Below are 22,937 nucleotides of genomic sequence, written 5' to 3'. Positions count from 1 at the left end.
ATGGATCGGGTCTTCGTAGAATATTACGAGGAGGAACTGACCCATATCCGCGGACTCGCGGCGGAATTTGCCGACATGCATCCGGCGGTGGCGCGCAATCTTTCGCTCGATACGGTCCCCTGCCCGGACCCGTATGTCGAGCGGCTGCTTGACGGCGTCGCTTTCCTCGCCGCGCGCACCCGGTTGAAAGTCGATGCCGAGCGTTCGCGGTTTTCACGCAGCGTGCTGGATGTCCTCTATCCCGATCTGGTTACGCCCGCGCCGGCAACGGCAATGGCAGTGCTGAAACCCGGCCAGCAGGTCCAGTCGATGATTGCCGGCCATGTCATCAAGCGGAACACGCGGCTGGTGTCCAGCCTGCAACCCGGCCTGTCGACGCGCTGCACATTCACCACCGCGCAGGAAATGACGCTGTGGCCGATAGCCATCATATCGGTCAGCTATTTCCAGGATCGCAGCGGGTTGGCAGCGGCCGGCATAACACCGATCGGCGGCGTTGGCGGCGAGGCGGCGCTGCGCATCACGCTGGGGCGGGTCGGAAAAGGCAGGCTTAGCGAATTGGCGCTCGACCGGCTTGATTTCTATTTTGCCGGGCGCGCCAAAGCGCCATTGCTGTTCGACGCGATTTTCGGCGCCTGCTCGGCCGTTGTTGCACGGGCCGAGGGCAAGGCCAATCCGCTATCGCCGTTGCCGGGACCCGAAATGGTCGGCATCAGCGACGACGAGGCGTTGATGCCTCGTACCCGTCCGACATTCGAAGGGTACCGTCTGCTGCGCGAATATTTCATGATGCCCGAGCGCTTTCACTACGTGCGGGTTTCAGGACTGCAGTCGGTCGTGCGCAGATGCGACGCCGGGCTTGAGATCATCTTCATGTTCCGGCGTCCGGTACCCGAACTTGCCGATGTGACGCCGGCGGATTTTGAACTTTTTGCGACGCCGATCATCAACCTCTTCGAGCGTGACTGCAACGTCATCGAGCTTGATCCGCGCAGAACGCGGCAAGTGCTGCATGCCGACCGCACGCGGGCGCGGGACTTCGAAATCTATCGGGTCACCCACGTCGAGGACGCCGACGCCGAGGGTCCCGACGCCGAAATTCCGGAGCTCTTCAGCCTGGGGCAAAACCGCAGCAATGGCTGGGTCTACTCCACCGAACGGCGGCCTCGGCGGGCCACCGAAGATGAACGGCGCGACGGGTTGACCCGTACTTCATACACCGGAGACGACGTTTTCCTTTCGGTTTCACGGCCGGCCGGAAGCCCGGCGAACCGGCCGCTGAAGCGTCTCGACATCATGGCGCTTTGCACCAACCGGGATCTGCCGATCCTCGACGACAACCCTACCTTGACGCTGGAGACTGGCGATCCGGTCGAAACGATCCGGCTTATTGGTGCTTTGCGCCCGCCCCAGCCGGCTATCCCGGCCGCGCTGCCGGCGGGCGCCCAAGGCGAGTCCCGCGCCGACAATCTCGCCTGGCGGCTGGTGGCGCAGCTGGCGCTCAACTTTCTCAGCCTTGCCAAGGAAGGCCGCGGTGTCGATCCGCTGCATGCGCTGCTCGATCTCTATGCCGACCGGGGAGATCCGAGCCTCGCCCGCAATGTGCACTCGATTGTTCGCATCGACTCGCGGTCCGTCATCGAACGGCTGCAGATCGATGGGCCGATGTGCTTCGGACGGGGCACGGAAGTGACGCTGCATGTGGACCAGTCGGTTTTGGCAGGGCAAAGCACATTGCTGCTTTCAGCCTTGCTTGCACGGCTGTTTGCCCGTCACGCCGGACTAAACGGCTTTGTGCGGACCCGCACGCGGCTGCTGCAGAAGCAGGAGGATGTGCCATGGCCGATGACGCCCGGCAATCGCTACCTGATCTAGACAAATTCGACTTGGACCGGGTCGAAGAGCTGGATGATACATTCGATTTTTTCGAACTATTGCGCCGGCTCGAACGCAGGGGCGGGCTATTCGGCTATTCCGGCCACGCGGATCGCGAGCCGGCAAGGCTCGGGCAGCATGTGCGTCTTAGCTTTTCCGCCAAGGACGTGGTTGCGTTCCGCGAAGCGAAGGACAAGACGCCGGGGAAGGTCGGGACGCCGGCCCGGGTCACGGTTGCAAATCTCGGGCTGATGGGACCGGAAGGTCCGATGCCGCTTCATTTGACACGTTGGGTGCTCGATCGTCTGTCGCAGCGCTGGTTCACCGGCGCCGACGCACGGCAGACCAGCGACACGACGTTCGTGGACTTCGTCAATATCCTCCAGCACCGCATGATCGCCCTGTACTATCGAGCCTGGGCCGACGCGCATCCGGCGGTACAGGTCGAACGGGCGGTCGGCGGCCGGGTAAGGGCCATGCTTGAAGCCATGGCGGGTATCGGACTTCCCGGCACCGACAATCCCGATCTCGACGCCGTGAAGCTTCGCCAGGCCGCGTCGCTCGCCAGCCAGGTCGACGGTCCGGAGCGGCTGACGCTGTTCCTGGCGGAAGCGTTCAAGGTCCCGGTCCAGATCAAGGAGTTCGTTGCTACCTGGATGACCATACCGGCGTCGCTCCAGACCCGACTTGCCCAAGCTTACGCGGTGCTGGGTCGCGGGGCGACGATCGGCCCGCGCGTTTTCAGCCGCCAAAGCAGGATCGAACTCCGCGTCGGCCCGCTTGGGTATGAGGAGTTCAAAACGTTCCTGCCGGGCGGTCAACGTCTGAAAATGTTCAAACAGGCCGTTCGCGACATGGTTGGGGAATCGCTCGATGTCGATCTGCGGATCGTGCTCGCGCGTGAAGCAGTGCCGCAGCCCCGTATCGGAGCGGTGCAGCTCGGCCGAACCAGCTGGCTTGCGCGGCCCGCTGAAAGGGGCGATGCTGACGATATGCGGCTGCGGACAATCGTCGGATGGCGGCCGGAAATGGCGGAGGTCGCGGCATGAGTCTGCTGCTGACGCTGGAGCACGGGCCACGCACCCAGGCGGTACGGCAGACCCGGCTGGACGAGGGTGAACTGGTGATCGGCCGTAGCGCGGACGCGGACTGGCAGATCGACGATCCCGACATGTTCGTTTCACGCGCCCATTGCAGGATCACCGGCGGGCCGGATGGGTATTTCGTCATCGACACGTCAAGCAGCGGTTTGTTCATAAACGATTCCGACAGCCCGCTCGGCGCCGGCACCTCGGTCCGTCTTCAGAACGGCATGCGGCTGAGGCTGGGCGACTACATCGTATGCGTCGATCTGCAGACGCCGGCCGCTCAAGCATCAGCGGGCAGCCAATCGTTCACAGAGCGGTCGCCGCCGGCATCGCGAGCGCCGGTAAGCATCGGCCGCGATGATTTCTTTTCAGCCTCGGTCGAGGAAGAGCCGCGACGACCGCGTCCCGCCGATCTGCCGAACCCGTTCGAGCAACCCGTTCCAGGAGCGTTCGAGCGCGCCAACCAGCGCAGTTCGCCAGCCTTCGACGACCCGTTCAGCCTCGACCCGGTATCGACGCCCGCGCCGAATGGCGCCGGCTATTCCGAACCACGTCGTGCGCCGGACGCCGCAGACCCATTCAGCTTCGATCCGGTGCCTTTCGGTGCAAGCGAGCCCGTCCCAGGCCAGCCCGTTTCAAGAAAGTCCTCCGAATTCGATGACGGTTTCGGTTTCGGGCCGGCCGCGTCGCCCGATTTGAGGAACGGCGCCGGCTCGGCCAGTCAACGCAAACAGGTCGCCCCAGAGCCGCAGCCGGCCAATCCCTGGGATTTGCCTGGCCAGGCGGCAGCTATCCCTTCGCCGCCACGTGCTGGCGTTGCCCCCAAACCCGCCCCCTCCCCGGCAGCGGCGCAACCGGCGAACATGGCCCTTCGCACCGCGTTCTTGCGAGGCATGGGCATCGAGGAAGCCGATTTTCCCGGACGCGACAGCATCGCGGAAATGGAAAAATTCGGTCGCGAGTATCGGCTCATGATGGAAGGCCTGATGCAGCTGCTGCGCAAGCGGGCCGAGGAAAAAGGAAACGCTCGCGTCGCCCAGACGGTGGTTGGGGCCTCTGAAGTCAATCCGCTCAAGTTTCTGCCGACGGTGGACGACGCCATCGTGACCCTTATCGCCGAGCGCAGCCCCGGATTTCTGGCCGGTGAAGCGGCAATTGCCGACGCGGTCCGCGATCTCGCGCAACATCACGTGCGCGCCTGGCGAGGCGTGCAGTCCGCCTTGCGGCGAATGATTGACCGTTTTGACCCGGCAGTGATCGAGGAAGAGCTCAAATCGAGTTCCGCGATCGGCACCCTGCTTTCGGGCGGGCGCCGCGCCAAGCTGTGGGAGCTCTACCAGAAACGCCATCGTGAAATCGCCCAGCGTGCGGAATCGAGCTTTTTGGGCGAAATCGGCGCTGATTTTCGGGATGCATATGAGGAGGAGTGAAACATGATCGATCGCCGCGAATTCATCGTTGCCCTGGGCGCAACCGGGCTGCTGGCGGCTTGCCAGAGTGGTCCGCCAAAACCATCGGCGGTCACTGTCAATCTGACCGGGGCGGCCGGCATGAACCCGGGACCAGGTGGCGGCGACCGGCCGGTGACGGTCCTCGTGATGCGGCTGCGCAGCACCGGTAAATTCAACTCGGCCGACTATTTCGCGTTGCAGGGGGATGCCGGCTCCGCACTCGGAGGCGATCTCATTGGATCCGACCAGATCTCCATCGGACCTGGAAAGACCGCATCCAAAACCATTACGGTCGAGCCGGACGCGGCTGCGCTGGGCTTCGTTGCCCTCGTTCGCGAGCCTGGCGGCCGGAGCTGGCGTACAACCAAGTCGGTGTCGCCGGGGTCAAAAGTAACCGTCAACGTCACGCTTGGCAGCGGCGGCATTTCCGCCTAGCGGCCAGGGCAAGGGGTGCTCAATGCAGGAAATAGCGGCATGAGCGATGCAAACAGGGTGCTGTGGTCCGAAGGCCTGTTTCTCCGGACCCAGCATTTTCAGCAGCAGGATCGCTTTTTCGAGGCGACTGTGCGCGGCGCGTTGCAGGCCGGGCAGCTCCATACGTTCGGCTTTCAGCAGCTGACGCTGGACCAGGCAATGCTCGACGCCGGACAGGTCTCTATCCTGTCGGCCCGGGGCATCTTTCCGGATGGGACCCCCTTCTCCATCCCAGACATGATGGATGCGCCACGACCGCTGCCGGTCACCGCCGATACCGGCGCCGGACCGGTGCTGGTCGCCCTGCCGCTCGAGCCTGCCGGCGGTGTCGGCTTCGATCCGGCGCACGCCGCATCGACAGGCGCACGCTATCATGGGCGGATCGTTTCGGTGCGCGACGCCGTCCAGGGCGGTTCGGATCCTGAAGAAATCGAAATCGCCCGCCCGCAGGCGCTGCTGATTGCACCGGGAAAATCGGTTGGCGGCTACACCGCCCTGCCGATAGCCGACATCAAAGGGGTTAGAGCCGACGGCGGCGTCTCGCTGGACGAGACGTTCCTGCCGCCGACATTGGTTACCGGAGCGGTGGCCTGGTACCGGCAGTTGCTTCTGGAAGTTGTCACCGGCCTCGACCAGATCGCCGAGGCGCATGGCAAAATGGTCATGGGCGGACCGGGGCGCAGCGTCGAAGACCTGCTGATGCTCAATCTCGCCAATGCGGCGCGTCCGCGACTGGCCCACATGCTGGCGCAGGATGTCTTCCATCCGGCCGAGCTTTACCTGGAGCTTGCCGGTCTTGCCGGTTCAATGGCGACCTACGGCTCGAGCGCGCGACGGCTGAGCGAGTTGCCGGCCTACGATCACATGGCGCCCGGCCCCGCCTATTCGGCGCTGGCCGACGCCTTGCGCTCGCTCATCCTGAGCCTGCGCTACATCGAGCCTAAATCGCGCGCACTGCCGGTCATGCGGCATTCGACCAATGTCTGGAAAATCCGCATCGACAACCCGAAGCTGCTGGTGGCCAGCCGGATCGTCATCCGGGTCGGTTCCGAGCTGTCGGAAGACGCGTTGCGCAAGATTTTCGTCAACCAGGCGACCGTCGGTTCGGCCGATCAGTTCGAGGGCCTGTGGAAGTCCCGTCTACCCGGCATCCCGCTGAAGCCGCTGCATTCCCAGCCGCGCGAAATCCCCTACGATGGCGATCGGCTGTGCCTTGAGCTGGATCAGAAAAGCGAGCACTGGGCCTCGCTGCTCGATGCCCCCGGCTTCGTCATCGGCGTGTCGGGCGTGCTGCCGAGCGAGCCGCAGGTCGACTGCTATTCGGTAAACAGGTGAGATGATGAGCCGGGATGATCCTTTCGGACTGTCGGAGGATCGCGAACGCACCCGCATACGACTGACCGGCGCGCCGATGCCGCGACCGATGACGCCACTGTTGTCGGGCGTGCCAATCAAACGCTCGCGTACGCATCCGAACACGCTGGTCAACGCATTCGCGCCGCTGCTCGAGTTCGCGCCCGAGCTTGAAAGCGCACTGCCGCCGGAAAACCCGGAAGCGTTGCGCACCCGGTTGCTCGATGAGCTGGTTCGGGCGCGTGACGCGGCAATGGCGGCGGGGTCCTCTCTGGAGCGCGCCGACCAGGCAGCCTGGGTGGTGGCGGCATTGCTCGACGATCTGGCTCTCAACACGCCATGGGGCGGCGCCAGCGCATGGCCGCGCCAGCCGCTTGTGGTGATGCTGCGAGGCGATGTCGATGCCGGCACGCAGTTCTTCACCCGTCTTGACGAACTGGAGCGGCATCCGAACCGGGATCGCGAATTGCTCGAACTGCAATATCATTGCATGGCGCTCGGCTTCCGCGGCAAATATCGTGTTCCAGGCCGGTCGGGCGACCGCTCGCTCAATGCCGTTCGCGTTGCTGCGGCGCGCTTTCTGCGCGATGCCGATGCCGACGGCGCGCCGCTGTCGCCGAACTGGAAAGGCGTGATCGCATCCGACGAGCCGCAGCGCTTCATCGTGCCGATCTGGGTGATGGGGCTCGGCGCGGCGGTTGTCGCCACTGCAATCTATCTCGGGCTGTCGATGGGACTGAGCAGTCAGGCGGTCGAGCTTTCGACCCTGGTTCGTGCTTTGCCGCCGCCAGCTCGCGGCGAAATCAGCCGGACATCGCCACAGGTCGACGCGCCGCCGCCGGAGGCAGTGGATTTCGCGCTGGTGCCGGAGTTTCAGGCCGGAGCGCCGGCCAACCTCAGGGCCGCGCTCAGCGGCACCGAGAGCGTTTCGCTGGCCAGGCTGATCATTCAGGCCTCCAACCCCGAACTGTTCCAGTCGTCGCGGCCGACACTGACGGAAGGCTTCGAACCGCTGATCGGCTCAATCGCCAAAGTGATCCTCGCCAATCAGGAACTGATCGGCAACATCACCGTGGTCGGCCATACCGACAGTATTCCCTTGCAACGGTCCAATCCGCTTTCCACCAACCAGCGGCTGTCCGAAGCGCGCGCGGCAACCATTACCGAGATGCTGGTCCAGAATGGTGTGCCGCAGGACCGCATTCGCTTCGAAGGACGTGCAGCTACCGATCCAGTGGCCGACGACAGCACCCGCGCGGGACGGGCCCTGAACCGCCGCGTCGAGGTGCTGGTCGAAAAGAGGCTGTGAGATGTTCATCCTGCGCTTCCTGTGGGCGGTCCTGACATCGCGCTGGCTGTGGACGCTGATCGGCATCGCGCTGCTTTCTCTGGTTATCTGGGTGTTCGGCCCGATCGTCAGGGTCGGTGCTTACGAACCCTTCGCTTCGGAAAACGTGCGCATCGTCATCATTGCGCTGCTGGTCATCTTCTGGCTGATCTGGCTGATCGTCGCGCAGCGCCGGGCGATCCGGGCCAACCGCATGTTCGTCGCAGAAATCGCTGCGCCCGTGGTGGAAAGACCGCTGAGCCCCGGCGAAGAGAACGTCGCCGCCGTCGGCGCCAAGTTCGCCGAGGTGATGGTCGAATTGAAGCGCCGCAAGCTGGGCGGACGCAAGTTCCTGCGCGAGATGCCCTGGTACGTGATCGTCGGGCCGCCGGCCACCGGCAAGACCACGGCCTTGCGCCAGTCCGGCCTGAACTTTCCGATCGATCTCACCGACGATCTGCAGGGGGTTGGCGGCACGCGCAACTGCGACTGGTTTTTCTCCGAGAACGCGGTTCTGATCGACACGGCGGGCCGCTATGTGCAGCAGGAGAGCCAGCCGGACGTCGATGCGGCGGAATGGCTGGGCTTCCTCGACCTGTTGAAAAAGCATCGTGGCCGCCGGGCGCTGAACGGCGTGATCGTCGCGCTGTCGATCGATGCGCTTTCAGAGGGCGACGAAGCCATCAAGGCGCATGGCCGCAAGATCCGTCGTCGCCTGGCAGAGCTCAACGACCGGCTCGAAATCCGCCTTCCAGTCTATCTGATGCTGACCAAGGCCGATCTGATCAAGGGCTTCGAGGCTTTCTTCGGCGGCCTGTCGACGGCCTCGCGCGAGCAGGTCTGGGGGACGACCTTCGCGCTCGATGCGCGCGTCGACGCAAAGACCATAGAACGGGAAATTGCCACCCTTGCGACGGAACTCGAGCGGCGGCTGGTGCCGCGCCTGGAGGACGAGGACAAGCTCGCCGCCCGCGCCGAGATTTTCAGGTTTCCCGCCCAGCTGACGAGCCTGTCCGAGCCTATCCAGGTGCTGGTCGAGGCGATGTTCGGCGAAAGCCGCTACGAAGAAGCCGCCTGGCTGCGCGGCCTCTATCTGACGTCGGCGACCCAGGAAGGGGCACCCATCGACCGGCTGACCGCGGCGCTGTCGTCATCCTTCGGTCTTCCGCCGCGACGGGCGATGCCGGCGCCGCGCGTCGAAAAACGCAGCTTTTTCCTGAAGAACCTGCTGACCGAGGTCATTTTCAGGGAAGCCGGCCTGGGGACGTTCGATCCGCTGGCGCAGCGCCGCCGCGCCTGGATCTGGCGTGGCGCCGCGGCAGCCTGTGCCGCCGCAGCCCTGTTGGCCGGTGCGATGTTCACCTGGTCCTACTATGACAACCGCAATGCGATCGCAGCGCAGGCGGGCCAGTTCGAAGCGCTGCAGGCGCCGCTGACTGCGGCAGCCGCGAGCCCGGCATCGGTGGAGCAGCCCGCCATCGACAGCGCGCTCAACGCGATGGCCGAGGTCGCAAATGCCCGTACCGCACCGCCGAGCAGTGCCCAGGACCTGCTGGGGCCGTCGGCGTCGGCGGAGCTGCTGCGGGCGCAGGCCGACACTTACGACCACGCTTTGCGCAACGTGCTGGAGCCGCACATGGTCGCGCTGCTCGAGGCGACCATGTGGCGGCAGATCCGCGATCCGGATTTCATGCTGGGGGCGCTAAAAACCTATCGCATGATGACCGGCCTGTCGCAGATGGACGCCGATTACGTCCAGGGCTGGTGGGTCAGCGACTTGCCGGAATTCGCACCGGCGGCGCCGTTTCCGACCGCCGACGCGGAAGAGCACCAGCTTGCCGCGATCCGTCGCATGGCGGTCGACGACAGCTACATCGCGCCGGATCAGGCGCTGGTTGCCGAGGCGCTGAAAACGGTTTGCACGATCTCGCTGCCGGCGCGCGCCTACAGGCAGTTGCTGGCCGACCCGGCGGTGGCCGGCCTCAAGGAATGGATCCCGGCGAATTTCGCCGGCCCCAACGGCGCCAAGGTTTTTGCGCGGCGTTCCGACAAGACGCTGCGCGTCGGCATTTCAGGCGCGTTCACCTATTCCGGCTTCCACGATGCCATTCTCGAACGGGTCGAGGACGTTGCCGCCCAGGCCGCACTCGATCGGGCGGTGTTTGCCGGGGGCTGTTCGGAAAATGCCGAAACCTCGGTTTCGGCGCTGTCGGAGGATATTCTAAAACTCTACTACGAAGACTACATCGCGCAATGGGACAGCATCCTGCGCGATATCAGGCTCGCGCCATTGGCCGACCTGAACATCGCCAGCGAGAACCTAAAGGATCTCTCGAGCGCCGATTCCGCGCTGAAGCGCCTGCTTACAGCGGTGGTTCAGGAGACCGAGCTGACCCGATCCGATGAAGCGCCGGCCGCCGACAACAAGGCGGCAGCCAAGGGCACCTCGAAACTGCTCGGCAAGCTGGGGAAGCTGGGAAAGATCGTAAAGACAGGGGCAAAACTGCTGCCGCGCGCCGGCTCCGCCAACGAGGTGGATCTTACCGGCACTCTGGTGGCCGAACATTTCAAGCCGCTCAAGGGGGCGATCGCCGAGGTCGACGGCCAGCCGCCGGCACTCGACGCCGCGGTGGTGGCGCTGACCGCACTTTCGAACGTTCTGCAGACGGTCACGGCCAATCCCGATCCGCAGGACGCCATCAAGAAACAGGGCGGGCTGGCCGAACTGACGGGAGCGGTGGCCAGGCAAGCGCAGATCCTGCCCGACCCGGTCGACGACTGGCTCGGCGGCATTGCCGGCGACACCAGCGGCCTGACCCAGAAGGCGGTCACCTCGGAGCTCAACGCCATCTGGCGCGCCGACATCCTGCCGTTCTGCCAGGCGGCGCTGAACGACCGCTATCCGTTCAGCCCCGAAAGCGCGGTCGACGTCAATGTCCGCGATTTCGCCCGCTTGTTCGGGCCGGCCGGAATGATAGACGCCTTCATCAACGATCACCTGATCAGTTATGTCGACACCGCAAGCCAACCATGGAAATGGCGCGCCGATTTCGGCCTCGACGCGGCGGCTCTGGCAGCGTTCGAACAGGCCAGGCGGATCCGCGACGATCTGTTTCCAGGTGGCACCGGGCCGGTGATGAGTTTTACGCTCCAACCGACGGACCTGTCGCCCAACGTGACGCGCGTGACGCTCAATCTCGATGGCCAGAACCTCGTCTACTACAATAACGCGACGCGGCCGCAACCGATGACCTGGCCCGGCAAGGACGGCACCGGCGTCATCTCGCTCGCCTTCCGGCCGATCGACGGCTCGCCCGAAGTCATGTTGAACGAAACCGGCAGCTGGGCCTGGCTGAGGCTGCTGCGTAGCGGCCGCTTCACCGGCACCTTGCTGTCCGACGTCTACAGCCTGCGCCTGGGCACGCAAGGCATGTACGCCGATTTCGAGCTCAAGGCGGCAAGTGTCGAGAACCCTTACAATTTGCAGATGTTCAAGAAATTCTCATGTCCGCCACAGATATGATCCTGCCCGGCTTTTACGGCAAAATGCCTGCCACCGGCGATTTCGTCACGCGGCGGCTGCCGGGGGATTTTGTGCGCATTTGGGACCGCTGGCTGGCGCAGCACATCGTGCCGCTGATCGGCTTGGAATCTTGGCCGCGCACCACCGCGCTGCGTTTTTTGGCCGGTCCGGCTTCTTTCAGTGCCTCAACAGGCATTATTCTGCAGAGCGCCGACAGGGTCGGCCGGCAGTTCCCTTTGAGCGTCGTCGCGCAGCTTGCTAAGGCGCCCGTTCAGCTGGCTCGCGCCGATGCGTGGTTTGCCCGGATCGAAGAGGCGGCCTTTGCCGCCCAGCAGGGCGAGTTGACGCCCGACGAACTGGATGCCGCTTTGGCCACACTGCCGGTGCCGCCGGTCGAGCCGGGGAGTGAGATCATCAGCGATATGGTGATGTGGACTTCGCATTCGGACATTTTCGATATTGATCCGCTGTCGCCGCAAGCAACGCTGGAGCAAGTGTTCTCAGGAAGATGGAAGACTGGGCTGATATGACCGGATCAAATACCGAACATTATTCCCTGAGTGAACCCGCCGGATGCTCCTGCATTCCGAGAACATCCTAAGCCAACGATTTACCGCCTGAGGGTCCCCGCCGCCATGTGGGAAGTCAGCAACAGCACCGGGTTTCCAGCGATGGGGAGCTGGGTTCAGGACAAGGCCGCGAACAAGACCTGGCTGGTCTGCGTGAAAGCTACCTTGGACATACTGGCCGACGGAAGCACGCGGCCCTCGGAGAACCAGGTGCCGCCGTTCATACAGGGACAGCCCCTCGACGGCGACTACGAGAAAAGCCTGATCTATGAAGCCGATTTTTTCGGGGTGAAGCCCTGCACGGACGTGCTCGTCAACGGTACCGCCTGGTCACCGAACGGCAAACCGATCACAGAGCTCGATGTAGGATTCCAGGTTGGTCCGGTTCAAAAGCGCCTGAGCGTATTCGGCAATCGCTGGTGGACGGTGAACCTTGCCGGACAACGTGTCATCGCGAGCCCCGACCCGTTTCTCAAGATGCCGATCCGGTATGAGGCGGCATTCGGCGGCTGGGATCGCACTGCGAGCAATCCGAAGGATCATCGCCTAGAGGCGAGGAATCCGGTCGGGCGGGGCTTCATCTCCAACCCGAATGGCTGTCTCGGACGGCCGCTTCCCAATATCGAGTATCCGGCAAACCTGATTTCATCCGTCGCTAGCCGCCCCGCGCCGGCCGGCTTCAACGCGGTGGCCTGTCATTGGTCGCCGCGCCGGGAACTCGCCGGCACTTATGACGAGATCTGGCAGAAGACGCGCTTCCCGCTCTGGGCGGATGATCTCGATTCCCACTACTATTGCTGCGCCCCGCAGGATCAACAGGTCGCCGGCTATCTGCGGGGCGGCGAGCCGGTGCAGCTCATAAATCTCTCGCCGAACGGCCCGATACGCTTCCATCTTCCGCGGCTTGTTTTCGGCTTCTCAACACGCATCAAACGCGAGACGATTCACACCAAAGGCACGCTGGCGACCGTGATCCTAGAGCCGGATACTTCGCGCGTGATTATGGTTTGGCAAAGCTCGCTCATATGCAATAAGGACATCGACTATCTCGATCAAACCTCTGTCCGCCTGAAAAAGCTGATGTGATGGAATGACGATGCCTACGCCAAGCGTCGCAGCCTATCTCCCTCGGACGCCAGTCTGGCTGGCCGGTCTTTCAGCGCGGACTCCGGTTGGTCTGCGTCCCGAAAGCGCTGCCGCAGCGGTGCGGGCGGGGATCTCAGCAATTTCCGAGCATCCGTTCTTTGTCGACCGCAATGGCGAGCCCATGCGCCTGGCGCAGGATGCGGTCATCGGCCCCGAGGTGCCGCTGGCAGAGCGCATGAAGGAACTGCTGTTGTCGACGCTGCTGCAACTGCCGCAGGCCGCGGCGCTGTCGGCCAACGGCCTGAGAACGCTCCTGATCATCTGTGCGCCGGAGCCGCGGCCCGGGTTACCGGACGGCATCGCCGAAGTGCTCGGTCGTGCCGTAATGGGACGATTCGGCCCGGCGAACCTGCGCGTGCAATGCTTGGCCAACGGACACGCTGCCGGAATGTTTGCGTTCGGTATGGCCGCCAAGGCGATCGATGAAGGCAAGACGGATCTGGCGGTGGTGGCAGGCGTGGATTCCTATCACGACTATCAAACGCTGGAATGGATGGATGAGACGGGGCAACTCAAATCCGAGGTGAACCGAGACGGCTTCTTCCCGGGAGAGGGAGCTGGCGCGTGCCTGCTGGCACGCCGCAATCTGATATCAGAACTGGGCCTGGAGGCCCTGGCGCAACTGAGCGCAGTTAGCACCGCGCCCGAGCGGATCACCATCAAGCGACACGGCGAGGACGGCGTTTGCGTGGGCGAAGGGCTGAGCTCCGCCTTCCTCGGACTCGAGCCGGTCATTGGCACAGATCGGCGCAAGATCACCGACACCTACTGCGATCTCAATGGACAGCGCTACCGCAGCGAGGAGTTGGTCTACACGATCCTGCGAGTTCAGCATCTTTCAGATGAGGCAACCCACTATCTGCATCCAGCTGACTGCTGGGGCGATGTCGGCGCAGCGTCAGGTCCACTGTTCGCGGCGCTGGCTCACGCCGCCGCCAGCAAGGGCTACAGCCACGGTTCGCGAGCGGCGCTCTGGGCCAGTTCCGAAGGCGGCCAGCGCGCGGTGACGCTACTGGACTTTTCTGCCAACCCGCCAAGAAAGGCTGCCTGATGGTTTCCGTTGGAGTCAACCCGCCCAAGACGCCGGTGACCGAGGGCAGCATAGACATGGCGCCGGCGGACGTGCCCAATGTGTGCAAGATGCCGGGACCGCCGGCTCCGTTCGTGCCTGTTCCGCTGCCGAATTTCGGACGCTCCGCCGACAGGCTGTCGGATGCCACCTCGACGGTCAAGATCGAAGGGAAGAAGATAGCCATCAAGGGAAGCTACTACATGAGCGCGCCGTCGCCTGATGTGGCGAGCCAGGGCACCGGCGGCGGCGTGGTGTCGTCGGCTACACAGGGAAAGACCGAGTTCGTCGCGCCCGGCTCGATGGACGTGAAGGCAGAAGGCAAGAACATCCAACTGCTCGGCGATCAGATGACGAACAATGGGAGCTAAGAACTCCGCCACCTCGACCGGTAACAAGCAGGGTCCGGACAACAAGCCGATGCATAAATGCGGCGAGGTTGGCAGCTATGGAAGTCTTTGTAACAGCGGCAAGGCGAGTCGAGCAGACGGGTCGCGGGTATGGGAGCGCGACCACGTTCCGGCGAAGGGAACCTTATATGCACGCGCCGTAAAACGCTTCGGCCCTTTCGACCCAGACGTTGCAAAGTGCGTAAAGGACAAAGTGGAAAGCAGGGGCATGGCTATCGTAATCCCACGCAAAGTTCACCGGGCGGACAGTGAAACATGCGGGAATTTAAACAAACCGCTGATGAAGCCGGACGCGGAAACCAAGCAAAGCATGAAAGATGCCATAAAACGAGACACCGACGCAATACAAGCAGCGTTGGACGACACCGAGTGCGGACCCGCATATGCTGCGGCGGTCAAGGAACTTAAAGAGTTTGATTTCGAGGGAATGATAAAAGAGGCGGTCAAGGAGTGCGAGGGCTGACCATCGATCAAGTCAGTATGGAGGCAGTGATGGATTATCAGAAATGGGTAGACCTGTTTGGAAGGACGAATAACGATCCGGATTTAAAGGAAAATTTGAAACGGTCAGGTGTCACAAAACGTGTGGTTATGCCGAGGGATGAGATCTACCTCTCCGTCGATGTAGATGGAATGACCCTTCAATTTGAGGATGTTGAGCTCTTCAAGGATGTTCCGGGGGGCGCCGGCACATGCGTGCTCACCAGTGTGACCATGCATGTGAAAAGGGAACCCTGGCCGTCTCCTTATGATATCCCAAAAGATGCAACTCGGCCGAGCCTGAGGGAAAGATTTGGAACTCCGGTCGAGCAGGAGGAAGCTTGGGACCAATGGAGAGTGTCCAACAAACTTCTCCTGAAGGCTCGCTACAAAATCGATGGTGACGCTCTCATGAAGGTTACCTTAAGCATGGAAGAACCGAAATAGGGGACGGATACGGCCTGGCATGGACTTCAGCGGAGCTGTAAGCCTTCTTGGGAGATCGTCAACGGATACCGAGGTTCAGGCCTTGATGTCGCGGCTGGCCATTTTGCGGCAGCCGGAAGTCGTGCTCGACGAGAACGACGGCTCTGTCCTGAATGCTCAGGATTGGCTTCTGAACAAGAAGCTTGGGGTGGAACTGGGATTCGAGGCGAGAGCGCACCTGCTCGGGCAGGAAATAGAGGATCCCAAGAACGAGCCGATGCTGCTCACTCAGATCTACTTTTACTGCGAGCGCTATGATGTCGGCCCGTACCAAGGATCTTTGCCTGCCGGCCTCGTGGCTTCGGACAGCAGGATTTCGGCGCGAGACAGGTTGGCCGCCTACGAGAGCACCCGGCGTTCCTACACCAGGGACACGTGGGAGCTTCCACAGTTTCAGCTCATCATTGGTTATGCAAATGGCGGCACGAATATAGGTTTCGTTTCTTGTCAACTTCGACCGCCGCCGATGCCTGCCGACTACGACGATGCAGCTCTGATACCGTCAACCCCAAATATCATGGCCGCGCTTGGCAAGAAGTTGTCCGACCCCGGACTCCGGCTGATGTTTTCGCCTCTGCGATTGGAGCAAAATCTGGAGGCCGATGATGGCGGCCTGGTTGGAAGATTCGATAAACACTTGGGTCTTTTCCTTCACTTCCGGTACATGGAGGGGGGGCGCGATCTGGCGCTGACCCATGTGCTGTTCTATCGAGAATACGAAGCTGACGGGGCGCGTTGGCCCGGCACACTTCCGAATGGATTGCACTTCGACGATTCGCCCGAAGTTGTATTTCGAAAGATCCCAGCGGAGCCGATCAAGCATTATGACGAGGAATTCACAGGAGAGGCAACCTGGAAATTCCCTGAGTATACGTTGCAAGTTTTGTATAGCACCATGAGAAATAACATCCTGCGGGTGCAGGTCAGTGCGCCTGTAGTTCTCCCCATAGCATAGCGACGAATTGCGCCGCATTCAGATCACGGCTATCATGCGCCAAAGACGTCAAGCTAATCACAAGGTAAGCACCTGTGAACGATCGCCCCGACTTCGCGCGCGTAGGCAGCGGTCTCAGCGATGGCCTTGTCATCGGCACCTTCATAGGACGCAACAAGTCAGGCGAGCCGATCGTCTCCGTACCGGACGGAATCGAGAGCAGGATGGTTGCTGCCCGCGCGGCAACCATGCTCGAGGCATCGGATTTCGGGACCGACGTGGTCGTGATGTTCGACGGGGGCGATCCCGACCGCGCCGTCATTCTGGGCCGCCTGCTGCGTCCGAAGCCGGTTACCGCGGAGGATGTCGCCGTGACGCTGGACGGGGAGCGCCTGGATCTTTCCGCCGAACGCGAAATCGTGCTTCGCTGCGGCAAGGCCAGCATAACGCTGACCCGTACCGGCAAGATCATTCTGCGCGGCACGTATATTCTCAGCCGCTCCTCTGGCCCCAACAAGATCAAGGGGGGCTCCATCCAGCTTAACTAGAGCCTCGAATGTCGCGCCGCGTTATCGAGCACATCGTCGAGCAGCATGCCGAGGACGCGGCCTTTCTTTGGCTGCAGCGTGACAGGGCGGTCGATGCTCCCGACCTGTATCTCAAGGATTTGAACCGGCTGGACAACCGGCTGGAGGCCCATATTGACGGTCTTCGTATTGCGGGCGAATGGGGCTGGCACGCAGCGGAGCGGGCCTTTGACGAGTATAAGGAGCCTGGCGAAACCTTCGTGGCGGCCGTTCTTGCCCTCGAGAGCCTGTCCGAGAACAGGATTGGCTACGTTTTGAATCTCGCCGAAGCGTCGTCAGAACTATTCCGAGCCACCGTGTCGGCCTTGGGCTGGGTGGAACCGCACCGGCTTCGCGGGACCGTACGCTCTCTCTTGGACGATGCGCGCCCGAGCAGGCGCCTGCTCGGCTTGGCCGCGTGTTCCGTCCGGCGGATGGATCCCGCGGCGCGTCTTCCGCTGTTCCTCAGCGATGCTCCAGCGGTGCGCGCCAGGGCCTTGCGCCTCGCCGGCGAAGTTGGGCGCGTCGATCTGCTCGCCGACATCAAGGCAGCTTTGAACGATCCGGACGAAACATGCCGGTTCTGGGCGGCATGGTCCTGCACATTGCTGGGCGACAGGCATGAGGCGCCTAAGATCTTGCGCCTGTACTGCGGCGCTGACGCGCTTGGCTGGAAGGGCGTGCAGCTTCTGTTGCGAGCCGCGGATCATCAAAGCGCCGTGGAATGGCTGCTCAGCCTGCGTGGAGATCGTTCGAAGGAGCGCTTGATTGCCGCCGGGGCCGGCATCCTGGGGGACCCCGTCTTCGTGCCGTGGCTAACTACGCGCATGCGTGACCCGAAACTCGCACGGCTGGCCGGCGAGAGTTTTGCAACGATCACCGGGATGTCGCTCGAGCGCGAGGCGATGCACGTCGAGCCGCCGGCTGACATGGACTCGGGGGATGCGTCGCCACACGATTACTCCGCTCGCGACGAGTATCTGGTCTGGCCCGATGTCCGCAAGATCCGCGAATGGTGGCGGCGCAACCAGACAGATTTCAGTCCAGGTAAAAGGTATTTGCAGGGCAAGGCCCTAGCGGCGGAGAATCTGATGGAGATCTTTGCAAACGGGACGCAGCGTCAGAGGCGAGGCGCCACCCTGGATTTAGCGCTAAGTGCGCCGGATGCTCCCCTAGCCAACAGCTTGGCTCGCTCGCCCACGCGCCTACCATGAATCCAGCCGCCCCCTAATACCTGCTCATTCACTCCGGCTACATGATGCATCCTTGTCGCCGCCCCCATTCCAGGACCCTGTCGGCAAGCGGGACCCTTGCAGCCTGATTACCGAAATATTCCTCGAACCGAAGCCCCGCCGCGCCGGGGTCAGTCGTGAAGAGATCGCTCTCCTGCCGCGCCTCGGGAAACAGTTCCAGAAACGACGCGCCCGCGGTCACTGCAAGGGCGGGATTGCCCATCTGTTCAATCAACCACGGCAGGATCGATCGATCGCCCAGCATGCCAGCCGCTCTCACCCCGAGGGAGGCGCTCTGCGGTGAGGTATACAGCGAGCCTATCCAGCTTCGCGCTTCCTTCATCGGCATCGCCTTTACCGCAGCTCGAAGCGCGCTCAGCGCGTTGTCGTCGCCTTGCACTGCTACCCTTCTCAGTTCAGGAACAGCGAGGTCGCCTGAGCCAAGTTCGCTCAAAGCCCAGGCAGCCCAGAAACGCACCTGCTGGTCCTCATCGAAACCCGCATTCCTGACTTCGCCCGTCAGATCGGCGCGACCGAGCTTCGCGACCAGCCGAAGGCTCGCCGCACGTACTGACGTGTCGGGATCGCGCAGTCGCAACGATAGCATCTGTTTTGGATCGACGCGGTGTTCGAAGCAGGCCGACACGCCCAGGAACCGCTTGAACGGATCACACGCGTCATTAATCCACGCTCGCACCCATGGCGCAATTAGGCGAGGCGTATGCCAGGCCAGCGCGCCGAGCAGGCCACCTGGGCCGTCGATCGCGGTGCGACCAACTTCAACTGCTTGCGCGACATGATCGGCGCTCTCGAACTCGAGAGCCGTCCAAGACACGACGAAGAGTTCGCCCTTGCCAGGCGACGCCTGATGGAGGGCGAGGACACAGGGCCAAGCCGCCCGGCTTGCGACCCTTATGCCATCGAGGCTCATTTCCAATCTATCGTCTATAGCCGCTACGGCGTCCAGATCTGGGGGATCGTCAAGGGCTAAATTGTCCCTTTGTGCCCACAACGATGCCGCCTGCTCAGCATGCTGCCCTACAATATTCGCTAGGATGTTCATTTGGGGCAAGAAGCCATTCTCTCACGGTACGCGATTTGTTAATGCGCTATCCCGCCATCGATGAAAACAAGGCTTCCGCTAGTTTTCGTGGATTTTGGAACCCTTCATGGTGATGTCGCTCGATGCCTTGATATTGATCTTGCCGGATGCGTTGACGGTAATGTCCTTGCCCTTGATGATGATATTTCCGTCCTTCTTCATAGTAATCGAGGCACTGCCACACGTCAGCGAAATCGAATCCCCGGCGTCGATCGCAAAGTCCTTGCCGATCTTGAAACTTCCATCGTTGGCAACATCCACGGCACTGGACTTGCCGACCTTCAGGGTGTGCCCGCCGCCGACGTCGGTCGCGTCGTCCGCGCCGATCTTCAACTTGCGGCCTTTACCGATTTCAAAATTTTGGCCACCGCCGACCTTCTTATTCTGGTCCGCAGCGATGCTGATATTCTGGCTTGCGCCGATCTTCCATGTATCCGAGGAGCCGATGCTGTGGCTCTGTCCGGCCCCAACCGTCATCGAGCGCGATGCACCGATCTGATTCGTCTGGACGGCGCCAACGCTTCGGGTTTCTGCCGCGCCCACTGAATCCACTCGCGCGGCGCCCACCGTGATGGTCTGCACAAGCGCCACGGTCTGCGTATGATTGGCGCCGATCGTCTCCGTCGAGTTCGACCCAATATTGATCGTCTCGTTCGACCCCACCTTCAGCGAACGGTTCACCCCGACGGTCTCGGTGTCGTTGTTGCCGATATCCGTGGTCTGGTCGACGCCGACCTTGACCGTCTTGTTGTTGCCGACGTCCTCGTCGAGGTTGTGGCCGACGGAGTGCTTGGCGTCGTGGTCGATGCGGTCGGACTGGTCGTGCTGCACCAGCTTGGTGCGGTCGTTCTTGATCAGAAGGTTGTGGTCCTTCTGCGCCTGGAAATTGACCAGTTCGGAGCCGGCCTTGTCCTCGAACATCAGCTCGTTGTATCCGCCGCCGCCTTTCGAGGAGTCGGATTTCCAGCCGGATTGCGTGGCGCTGCCCGGCAATCCGTAGGGCGGCATCTGCGAGGCGTTGTAGACGCGGCCGGTGATGATCGGCAGATCGGGGTCACCTTCGATGAAATCGACGATCACCTCCTGGCCGATGCGCGGGATCTGGATGAATCCCCAGCCGCTGCCGGCCCAGGTCTGCGACACCCGCACGAAACAAGAACTGTTCTGGTCCTTCTTGCCGAGACGGTCCCAGTGGAACTGCACCTTCACCCGTGCATATTTGTCGGTGAATATTTCCTCGCCGGACGGGCCGACCACCGTCGCCGTCTGCGGGCCGCGCATGATCGGCCGTGTCGTGACCCGCGGCGGGCGATAGGGCAAGGCGGTAGGCGCCACGCCGAGGATCACCTTGAAGTTCTCGCTTTCGACGTCGGCAAGGGCTCTGTAGCCGGGATCGAACAGCCTGTATTCGGCGCTGACCACCAGATATTCCTGGTTCTGGTCTTCCCTAGGGAACCCGTCCAGCTTGAACGTGCAGCCGGAATACAGGCCGCGCACGGTGCCGACTGCAGCGATGCGCTGGTGCACGGCCTGGATTTCCTCGCGCCGGATCGCGGCCAGGCTGTCGCCGCGGCCGACGTCGAGATGCGCGCCGGGCTGGCGGTAATTCTCGCCCGCGGCCTGCTTGTGGCTGAACGGCTGGGCGGATTTGGCCATCAGGTCGGCGCCCGGCTTCTTGAAATCATAGTCGGTATGGACATAGGCGCCCGGCCGCACCGAACTGCCCGGAATCCACTCCGTGATGTATTCGACATCGCGCCGGGAGCCCTGCCCTTCAAAGTGATAGGGCACCTTTTCATAGCCCGGCGCCGGCTTGAGCTTGTTCATGGCATCGGCGAGCACAAGCGTGTGCTTGCCCTCGTCATGCTCGAAGAAATACAGGATGCCTTCGTGCTCGAGCAGCCGCTGGACGAAATCGAGATCGGTCTCGTCGTACTGGACGCAATATTCGCGCGGCGGATAGGACCCCTGCAGGCGCTTCTCGAACTTTGCCGTGCTGTATTTCGAGAAAACCTCCTCGACGATTTCGATGACGCTCATGTTCTGGAAAATACGGCAGTCGGTGGTATTGCCGAGAAACCAGAGCCATGGCCTGATGACGGCTTCGTAGTATGCCAGGCGGTCCTCGATGCGGGTCAGCCGAAACTCGGAGACAAGGCCGCTGAACCAGCGTTTGGGATCGGATTCACCTTCGATCGAAACAGCACCGCCCAGCATCTTCAGCGGATCGACGTCGGGGCTGCTGCTGACGAACCCGACCGTGTAGGCCAAACAACGACTGATCTCATCGCGCCCGACAAGATGCGTGAAGGTCAACAGCTCAGCGCCAACCGGCGTCTGCACAACCGTGGCACGTTCGTTCGGCATGGGTCGTGCCCCCTCCCGCCGCTCGTTTCTGGCTGAGCCTAGCACATGTCTTGCACCGACCAAAGGGGACCGTTGGCGACTGCAGCCTAATCGCCTGTGAAATCATCGACTTGAACGCTTCTGTGCCGCCGCGCTCAGAAATTGCTGGTATAATGGGGTGTCCTGGGCGAGTTTGCCGACAGGATCGACGGCGATTTTGAATGTATATCAGTCTGCAGATCAACAATGTCGTCTCCCTGCCCGCCGGTATGTCGACCGGCTACTCCGCTCGTGATCGCAGCTTTGAAATCGGCCGCGAGGCCTGTGACTGGACCTTGCCAGATCCCGACAAGTTCATCTCCGCCCGACACTGCGAAGTGCGTTACCAGGCAGGCGCGTTCTGGCTGTACGATTTCTCGCGCAACGGCACATTCATCAACGGATCGACCCAGCGCATGGCCGGCCCTCACCGGCTCGGTCAAGGCGACCGGTTGCTGATCGGCCGCTATGTCGTCCTGGTTTCCATTGATGACGAGCGCGCCGCGACAGGGCTTCCTCGAAGCAGCCACGGTTCGACGCAGCGACAAATGCCGATCACAACAGGCCGGCCCAAGGATATCGCAGACCAGCCTTTCTTCGAGCCGGGGGAGCAACGGCCCGGGCAGAGAGCACCGGCGTCGACGTCTTCGCCGCCCGCGCCTCTCGCTTCGACGAGAGACGAGGTGCTGCGGGAAATCGCGATCGCAGCCGGCATCGCGCCGGAATTGCTTCAGTCGCGTGATCCGCATGAAGTGGCTGCCGAAATCGGCGCGGTGCTGCGGACGGTTGTCGAGGAACTGGCCCTGCTGCTGAAAGCACGTGCGGCTGCGAAAATACTGGCCAAGAGCACACACCGGACGATGATCAGCGCTGCCGACAACAATCCGCTAAAGTTCGTCCCGGGAACCGACGAAATCCTCGAAATCATGTTTGCGCGGCGCAGATCCGGCTACCTTGATGCCAGGCACAGTGTCGAAGACGCGTTCCGCGATCTCAAGACGCACGAATTTGCCACCTATGCAGCCATGCAAGCTGCGCTCTCGCGGCTGCTTGACGATTTGTCGCCCGAGGCGATCAGCAAGAAACTTCCACCGACGTCATTCACATCGAAGAAGGGCCTGGCTTGGGACGCCTTCGTCGCCAAATGGCGGACCATGGAGGAAGCGCACGAAAACGGAATGCTGGACATATTCCTGGCCTATTTCAGCGAAGCCTATGCCAAAGCCGACAAGCAAAAGTAGACCGAAACCTGGCAGATGCACCGAAAATCGGATCGGTTTGCTGCGCTTGGCTTCGGCTGCGGAACGGATCACGCACCAACTGGAATGTATCAGGGCGCCCTTGGCGAGCCGAAAGATGCGGCGCTGTCGTTGGCGAAGAAAAATCCTTTCGCAGCACTGCATCTGGTTCCAATCGGCCGTTTCTAAGCTTACGATCATTTTCGACAGTTCGCCAGCGGGTAGGCTG

General features: G+C 62.3%; 20 protein-coding genes. 18 read left to right on the top strand and 2 right to left on the bottom strand.

Annotation, left to right across the window (positions count from 1 at the left end; genetic code table 11):
* From tssF to EN807_RS19060, 16 genes are all read left to right on the top strand, one after another.
* Positions 1 to 1,875 (top strand): type VI secretion system baseplate subunit TssF, encoded by a 1,875-nt coding sequence (gene tssF / locus EN807_RS19135; protein WP_135936236.1) that lies wholly within the window; start codon positions 1 to 3, stop codon positions 1,873 to 1,875.
* Entirely contained in the window at positions 1,839 to 2,924 is a 1,086-nt protein-coding gene (gene tssG, locus EN807_RS19130; RefSeq protein ID WP_135936235.1) for a type VI secretion system baseplate subunit TssG, read from the top strand. The genes tssF and tssG overlap by 37 nt, the downstream gene beginning before the upstream one ends.
* A complete protein-coding gene (gene tagH / locus EN807_RS19125; protein WP_135936234.1) occupies positions 2,921 to 4,393 on the top strand; it encodes a type VI secretion system-associated FHA domain protein TagH in 1,473 nt (490 codons plus the stop codon). The genes tssG and tagH (EN807_RS19125) overlap by 4 nt, the downstream gene beginning before the upstream one ends.
* Positions 4,394 to 4,396: 3 nt before the next feature.
* On the top strand, positions 4,397 to 4,849 hold the full coding sequence (gene tssJ / locus EN807_RS19120) for a type VI secretion system lipoprotein TssJ (protein ID WP_065006842.1): 453 nt from the start codon (positions 4,397 to 4,399) through the stop codon (positions 4,847 to 4,849).
* 39 nt (positions 4,850 to 4,888) lie between these two features.
* Positions 4,889 to 6,223 (top strand): type VI secretion system baseplate subunit TssK, encoded by a 1,335-nt coding sequence (gene tssK, locus EN807_RS19115; RefSeq protein ID WP_135936233.1) that lies wholly within the window; start codon positions 4,889 to 4,891, stop codon positions 6,221 to 6,223.
* A 4-nt stretch (positions 6,224 to 6,227) separates the two neighbouring features.
* On the top strand, positions 6,228 to 7,550 hold the full coding sequence (gene icmH, locus EN807_RS19110; protein ID WP_135936232.1) for a type IVB secretion system protein IcmH/DotU: 1,323 nt from the start codon (positions 6,228 to 6,230) through the stop codon (positions 7,548 to 7,550).
* A 1-nt stretch (position 7,551) separates the two neighbouring features.
* On the top strand, positions 7,552 to 11,091 hold the full coding sequence (gene tssM, locus EN807_RS19105; RefSeq protein ID WP_135936231.1) for a type VI secretion system membrane subunit TssM: 3,540 nt from the start codon (positions 7,552 to 7,554) through the stop codon (positions 11,089 to 11,091).
* Entirely contained in the window at positions 11,088 to 11,621 is a 534-nt protein-coding gene (tagF, locus tag EN807_RS19100) for a type VI secretion system-associated protein TagF (protein WP_065006579.1), read from the top strand. The genes tssM and tagF overlap by 4 nt, the downstream gene beginning before the upstream one ends.
* Positions 11,622 to 11,726: 105 nt before the next feature.
* Positions 11,727 to 12,746, top strand: a complete 1,020-nt coding sequence (locus EN807_RS19095; RefSeq protein WP_135936230.1) for a DUF2169 domain-containing protein — start codon at positions 11,727 to 11,729, stop codon at positions 12,744 to 12,746.
* A gap of 10 nt (positions 12,747 to 12,756) precedes the next feature.
* Positions 12,757 to 13,857, top strand: a complete 1,101-nt coding sequence (locus tag EN807_RS19090) for a beta-ketoacyl synthase N-terminal-like domain-containing protein (protein ID WP_189522506.1) — start codon at positions 12,757 to 12,759, stop codon at positions 13,855 to 13,857.
* Complete coding sequence (locus EN807_RS19085) at positions 13,857 to 14,246, top strand: PAAR-like domain-containing protein (protein ID WP_065006582.1); 390 nt, start codon at positions 13,857 to 13,859, stop codon at positions 14,244 to 14,246. Before EN807_RS19090 ends, EN807_RS19085 begins: the two co-directional genes overlap by 1 nt.
* A 247-nt stretch (positions 14,247 to 14,493) precedes the next feature.
* A complete protein-coding gene (locus tag EN807_RS35600) occupies positions 14,494 to 14,748 on the top strand; it encodes a hypothetical protein (protein WP_127210037.1) in 255 nt (84 codons plus the stop codon).
* Between the two features lie 29 nt (positions 14,749 to 14,777).
* Positions 14,778 to 15,212, top strand: a complete 435-nt coding sequence (locus EN807_RS19075) for a hypothetical protein (protein WP_127210035.1) — start codon at positions 14,778 to 14,780, stop codon at positions 15,210 to 15,212.
* 19 nt (positions 15,213 to 15,231) lie between these two features.
* Complete coding sequence (locus EN807_RS19070; RefSeq protein ID WP_065006585.1) at positions 15,232 to 16,206, top strand: hypothetical protein; 975 nt, start codon at positions 15,232 to 15,234, stop codon at positions 16,204 to 16,206.
* Positions 16,207 to 16,280: 74 nt separating this feature from the next.
* Positions 16,281 to 16,733: a DUF6484 domain-containing protein gene (locus EN807_RS19065; protein WP_065006586.1), complete on the top strand. Its 453-nt coding sequence runs from the start codon at positions 16,281 to 16,283 to the stop codon at positions 16,731 to 16,733.
* 8 nt (positions 16,734 to 16,741) lie between these two features.
* Positions 16,742 to 17,965 carry a TIGR02270 family protein gene (locus tag EN807_RS19060; protein WP_065006587.1) on the top strand — a complete coding sequence of 408 codons (1,224 nt, stop codon included), beginning with the start codon at positions 16,742 to 16,744 and terminating at the stop codon, positions 17,963 to 17,965.
* 37 nt (positions 17,966 to 18,002) lie between these two features.
* On the opposite strand, the gene EN807_RS36665 is transcribed toward EN807_RS19060, so the two are convergent.
* On the bottom strand, positions 18,003 to 18,629 hold the full coding sequence (locus tag EN807_RS36665) for a HEAT repeat domain-containing protein (RefSeq protein WP_245485773.1): 627 nt from the start codon (positions 18,627 to 18,629) through the stop codon (positions 18,003 to 18,005).
* Between the two features lie 75 nt (positions 18,630 to 18,704).
* Here EN807_RS36665 and EN807_RS36660 point away from each other — a divergent pair, with 75 nt between their 5' ends.
* Entirely contained in the window at positions 18,705 to 18,974 is a 270-nt protein-coding gene (locus EN807_RS36660; protein WP_065006589.1) for a hypothetical protein, read from the top strand.
* 150 nt (positions 18,975 to 19,124) lie between these two features.
* Here the strand turns inward: EN807_RS36660 and tssI are convergent, their stop codons facing one another.
* Complete coding sequence (gene tssI, locus EN807_RS19050; protein ID WP_135936229.1) at positions 19,125 to 21,452, bottom strand: type VI secretion system tip protein VgrG; 2,328 nt, start codon at positions 21,450 to 21,452, stop codon at positions 19,125 to 19,127.
* 200 nt (positions 21,453 to 21,652) lie between these two features.
* Between tssI and tagH (EN807_RS19045) the strand changes: the two genes are divergently transcribed.
* Complete coding sequence (gene tagH, locus EN807_RS19045; RefSeq protein WP_135936228.1) at positions 21,653 to 22,711, top strand: type VI secretion system-associated FHA domain protein TagH; 1,059 nt, start codon at positions 21,653 to 21,655, stop codon at positions 22,709 to 22,711.
* The last annotated feature ends 226 nt before the right edge of the window (positions 22,712 to 22,937 follow it).

Origin of the sequence: Mesorhizobium sp. M5C.F.Ca.ET.164.01.1.1 (assembly GCF_004792125.1) — a bacterium.
Taxonomy (GTDB): domain Bacteria; phylum Pseudomonadota; class Alphaproteobacteria; order Rhizobiales; family Rhizobiaceae; genus Mesorhizobium; species Mesorhizobium wenxiniae.
This window is presented reverse-complemented; position numbering and strand designations above follow the sequence as displayed.

Bases quoted from the DNA above. Each gene is read 5' to 3' on its own strand.
- EN807_RS19095 (WP_135936230.1), top strand. From the start codon at position 11,727: ATGTGGGAAGTCAGCAACAGCACCGGGTTTCCAGCGATGGGGAGCTGG.
- EN807_RS19085 (WP_065006582.1), top strand. From the start codon at position 13,857: ATGGTTTCCGTTGGAGTCAACCCGCCCAAGACGCCGGTGACCGAGGGC.
- tagH (WP_135936228.1), top strand. From the start codon at position 21,653: ATGTATATCAGTCTGCAGATCAACAATGTCGTCTCCCTGCCCGCCGGT.
- EN807_RS19060 (WP_065006587.1), top strand. From the start codon at position 16,742: ATGTCGCGCCGCGTTATCGAGCACATCGTCGAGCAGCATGCCGAGGAC.
- tssJ (WP_065006842.1), top strand. From the start codon at position 4,397: ATGATCGATCGCCGCGAATTCATCGTTGCCCTGGGCGCAACCGGGCTG.
- tssG (WP_135936235.1), top strand. From the start codon at position 1,839: ATGGCCGATGACGCCCGGCAATCGCTACCTGATCTAGACAAATTCGAC.
- EN807_RS19090 (WP_189522506.1), top strand. From the start codon at position 12,757: ATGCCTACGCCAAGCGTCGCAGCCTATCTCCCTCGGACGCCAGTCTGG.
- tssM (WP_135936231.1), top strand. From the start codon at position 7,552: ATGTTCATCCTGCGCTTCCTGTGGGCGGTCCTGACATCGCGCTGGCTG.
- EN807_RS35600 (WP_127210037.1), top strand. From the start codon at position 14,494: ATGGCTATCGTAATCCCACGCAAAGTTCACCGGGCGGACAGTGAAACA.
- EN807_RS19070 (WP_065006585.1), top strand. From the start codon at position 15,232: ATGGACTTCAGCGGAGCTGTAAGCCTTCTTGGGAGATCGTCAACGGAT.
- EN807_RS36660 (WP_065006589.1), top strand. From the start codon at position 18,705: ATGCCAGGCCAGCGCGCCGAGCAGGCCACCTGGGCCGTCGATCGCGGT.
- tssK (WP_135936233.1), top strand. From the start codon at position 4,889: ATGAGCGATGCAAACAGGGTGCTGTGGTCCGAAGGCCTGTTTCTCCGG.
- tssF (WP_135936236.1), top strand. From the start codon at position 1: ATGGATCGGGTCTTCGTAGAATATTACGAGGAGGAACTGACCCATATC.
- tagH (WP_135936234.1), top strand. From the start codon at position 2,921: ATGAGTCTGCTGCTGACGCTGGAGCACGGGCCACGCACCCAGGCGGTA.
- icmH (WP_135936232.1), top strand. From the start codon at position 6,228: ATGAGCCGGGATGATCCTTTCGGACTGTCGGAGGATCGCGAACGCACC.
- tssI (WP_135936229.1), bottom strand. From the start codon at position 21,452: ATGCCGAACGAACGTGCCACGGTTGTGCAGACGCCGGTTGGCGCTGAG.
- EN807_RS19075 (WP_127210035.1), top strand. From the start codon at position 14,778: ATGGATTATCAGAAATGGGTAGACCTGTTTGGAAGGACGAATAACGAT.
- tagF (WP_065006579.1), top strand. From the start codon at position 11,088: ATGATCCTGCCCGGCTTTTACGGCAAAATGCCTGCCACCGGCGATTTC.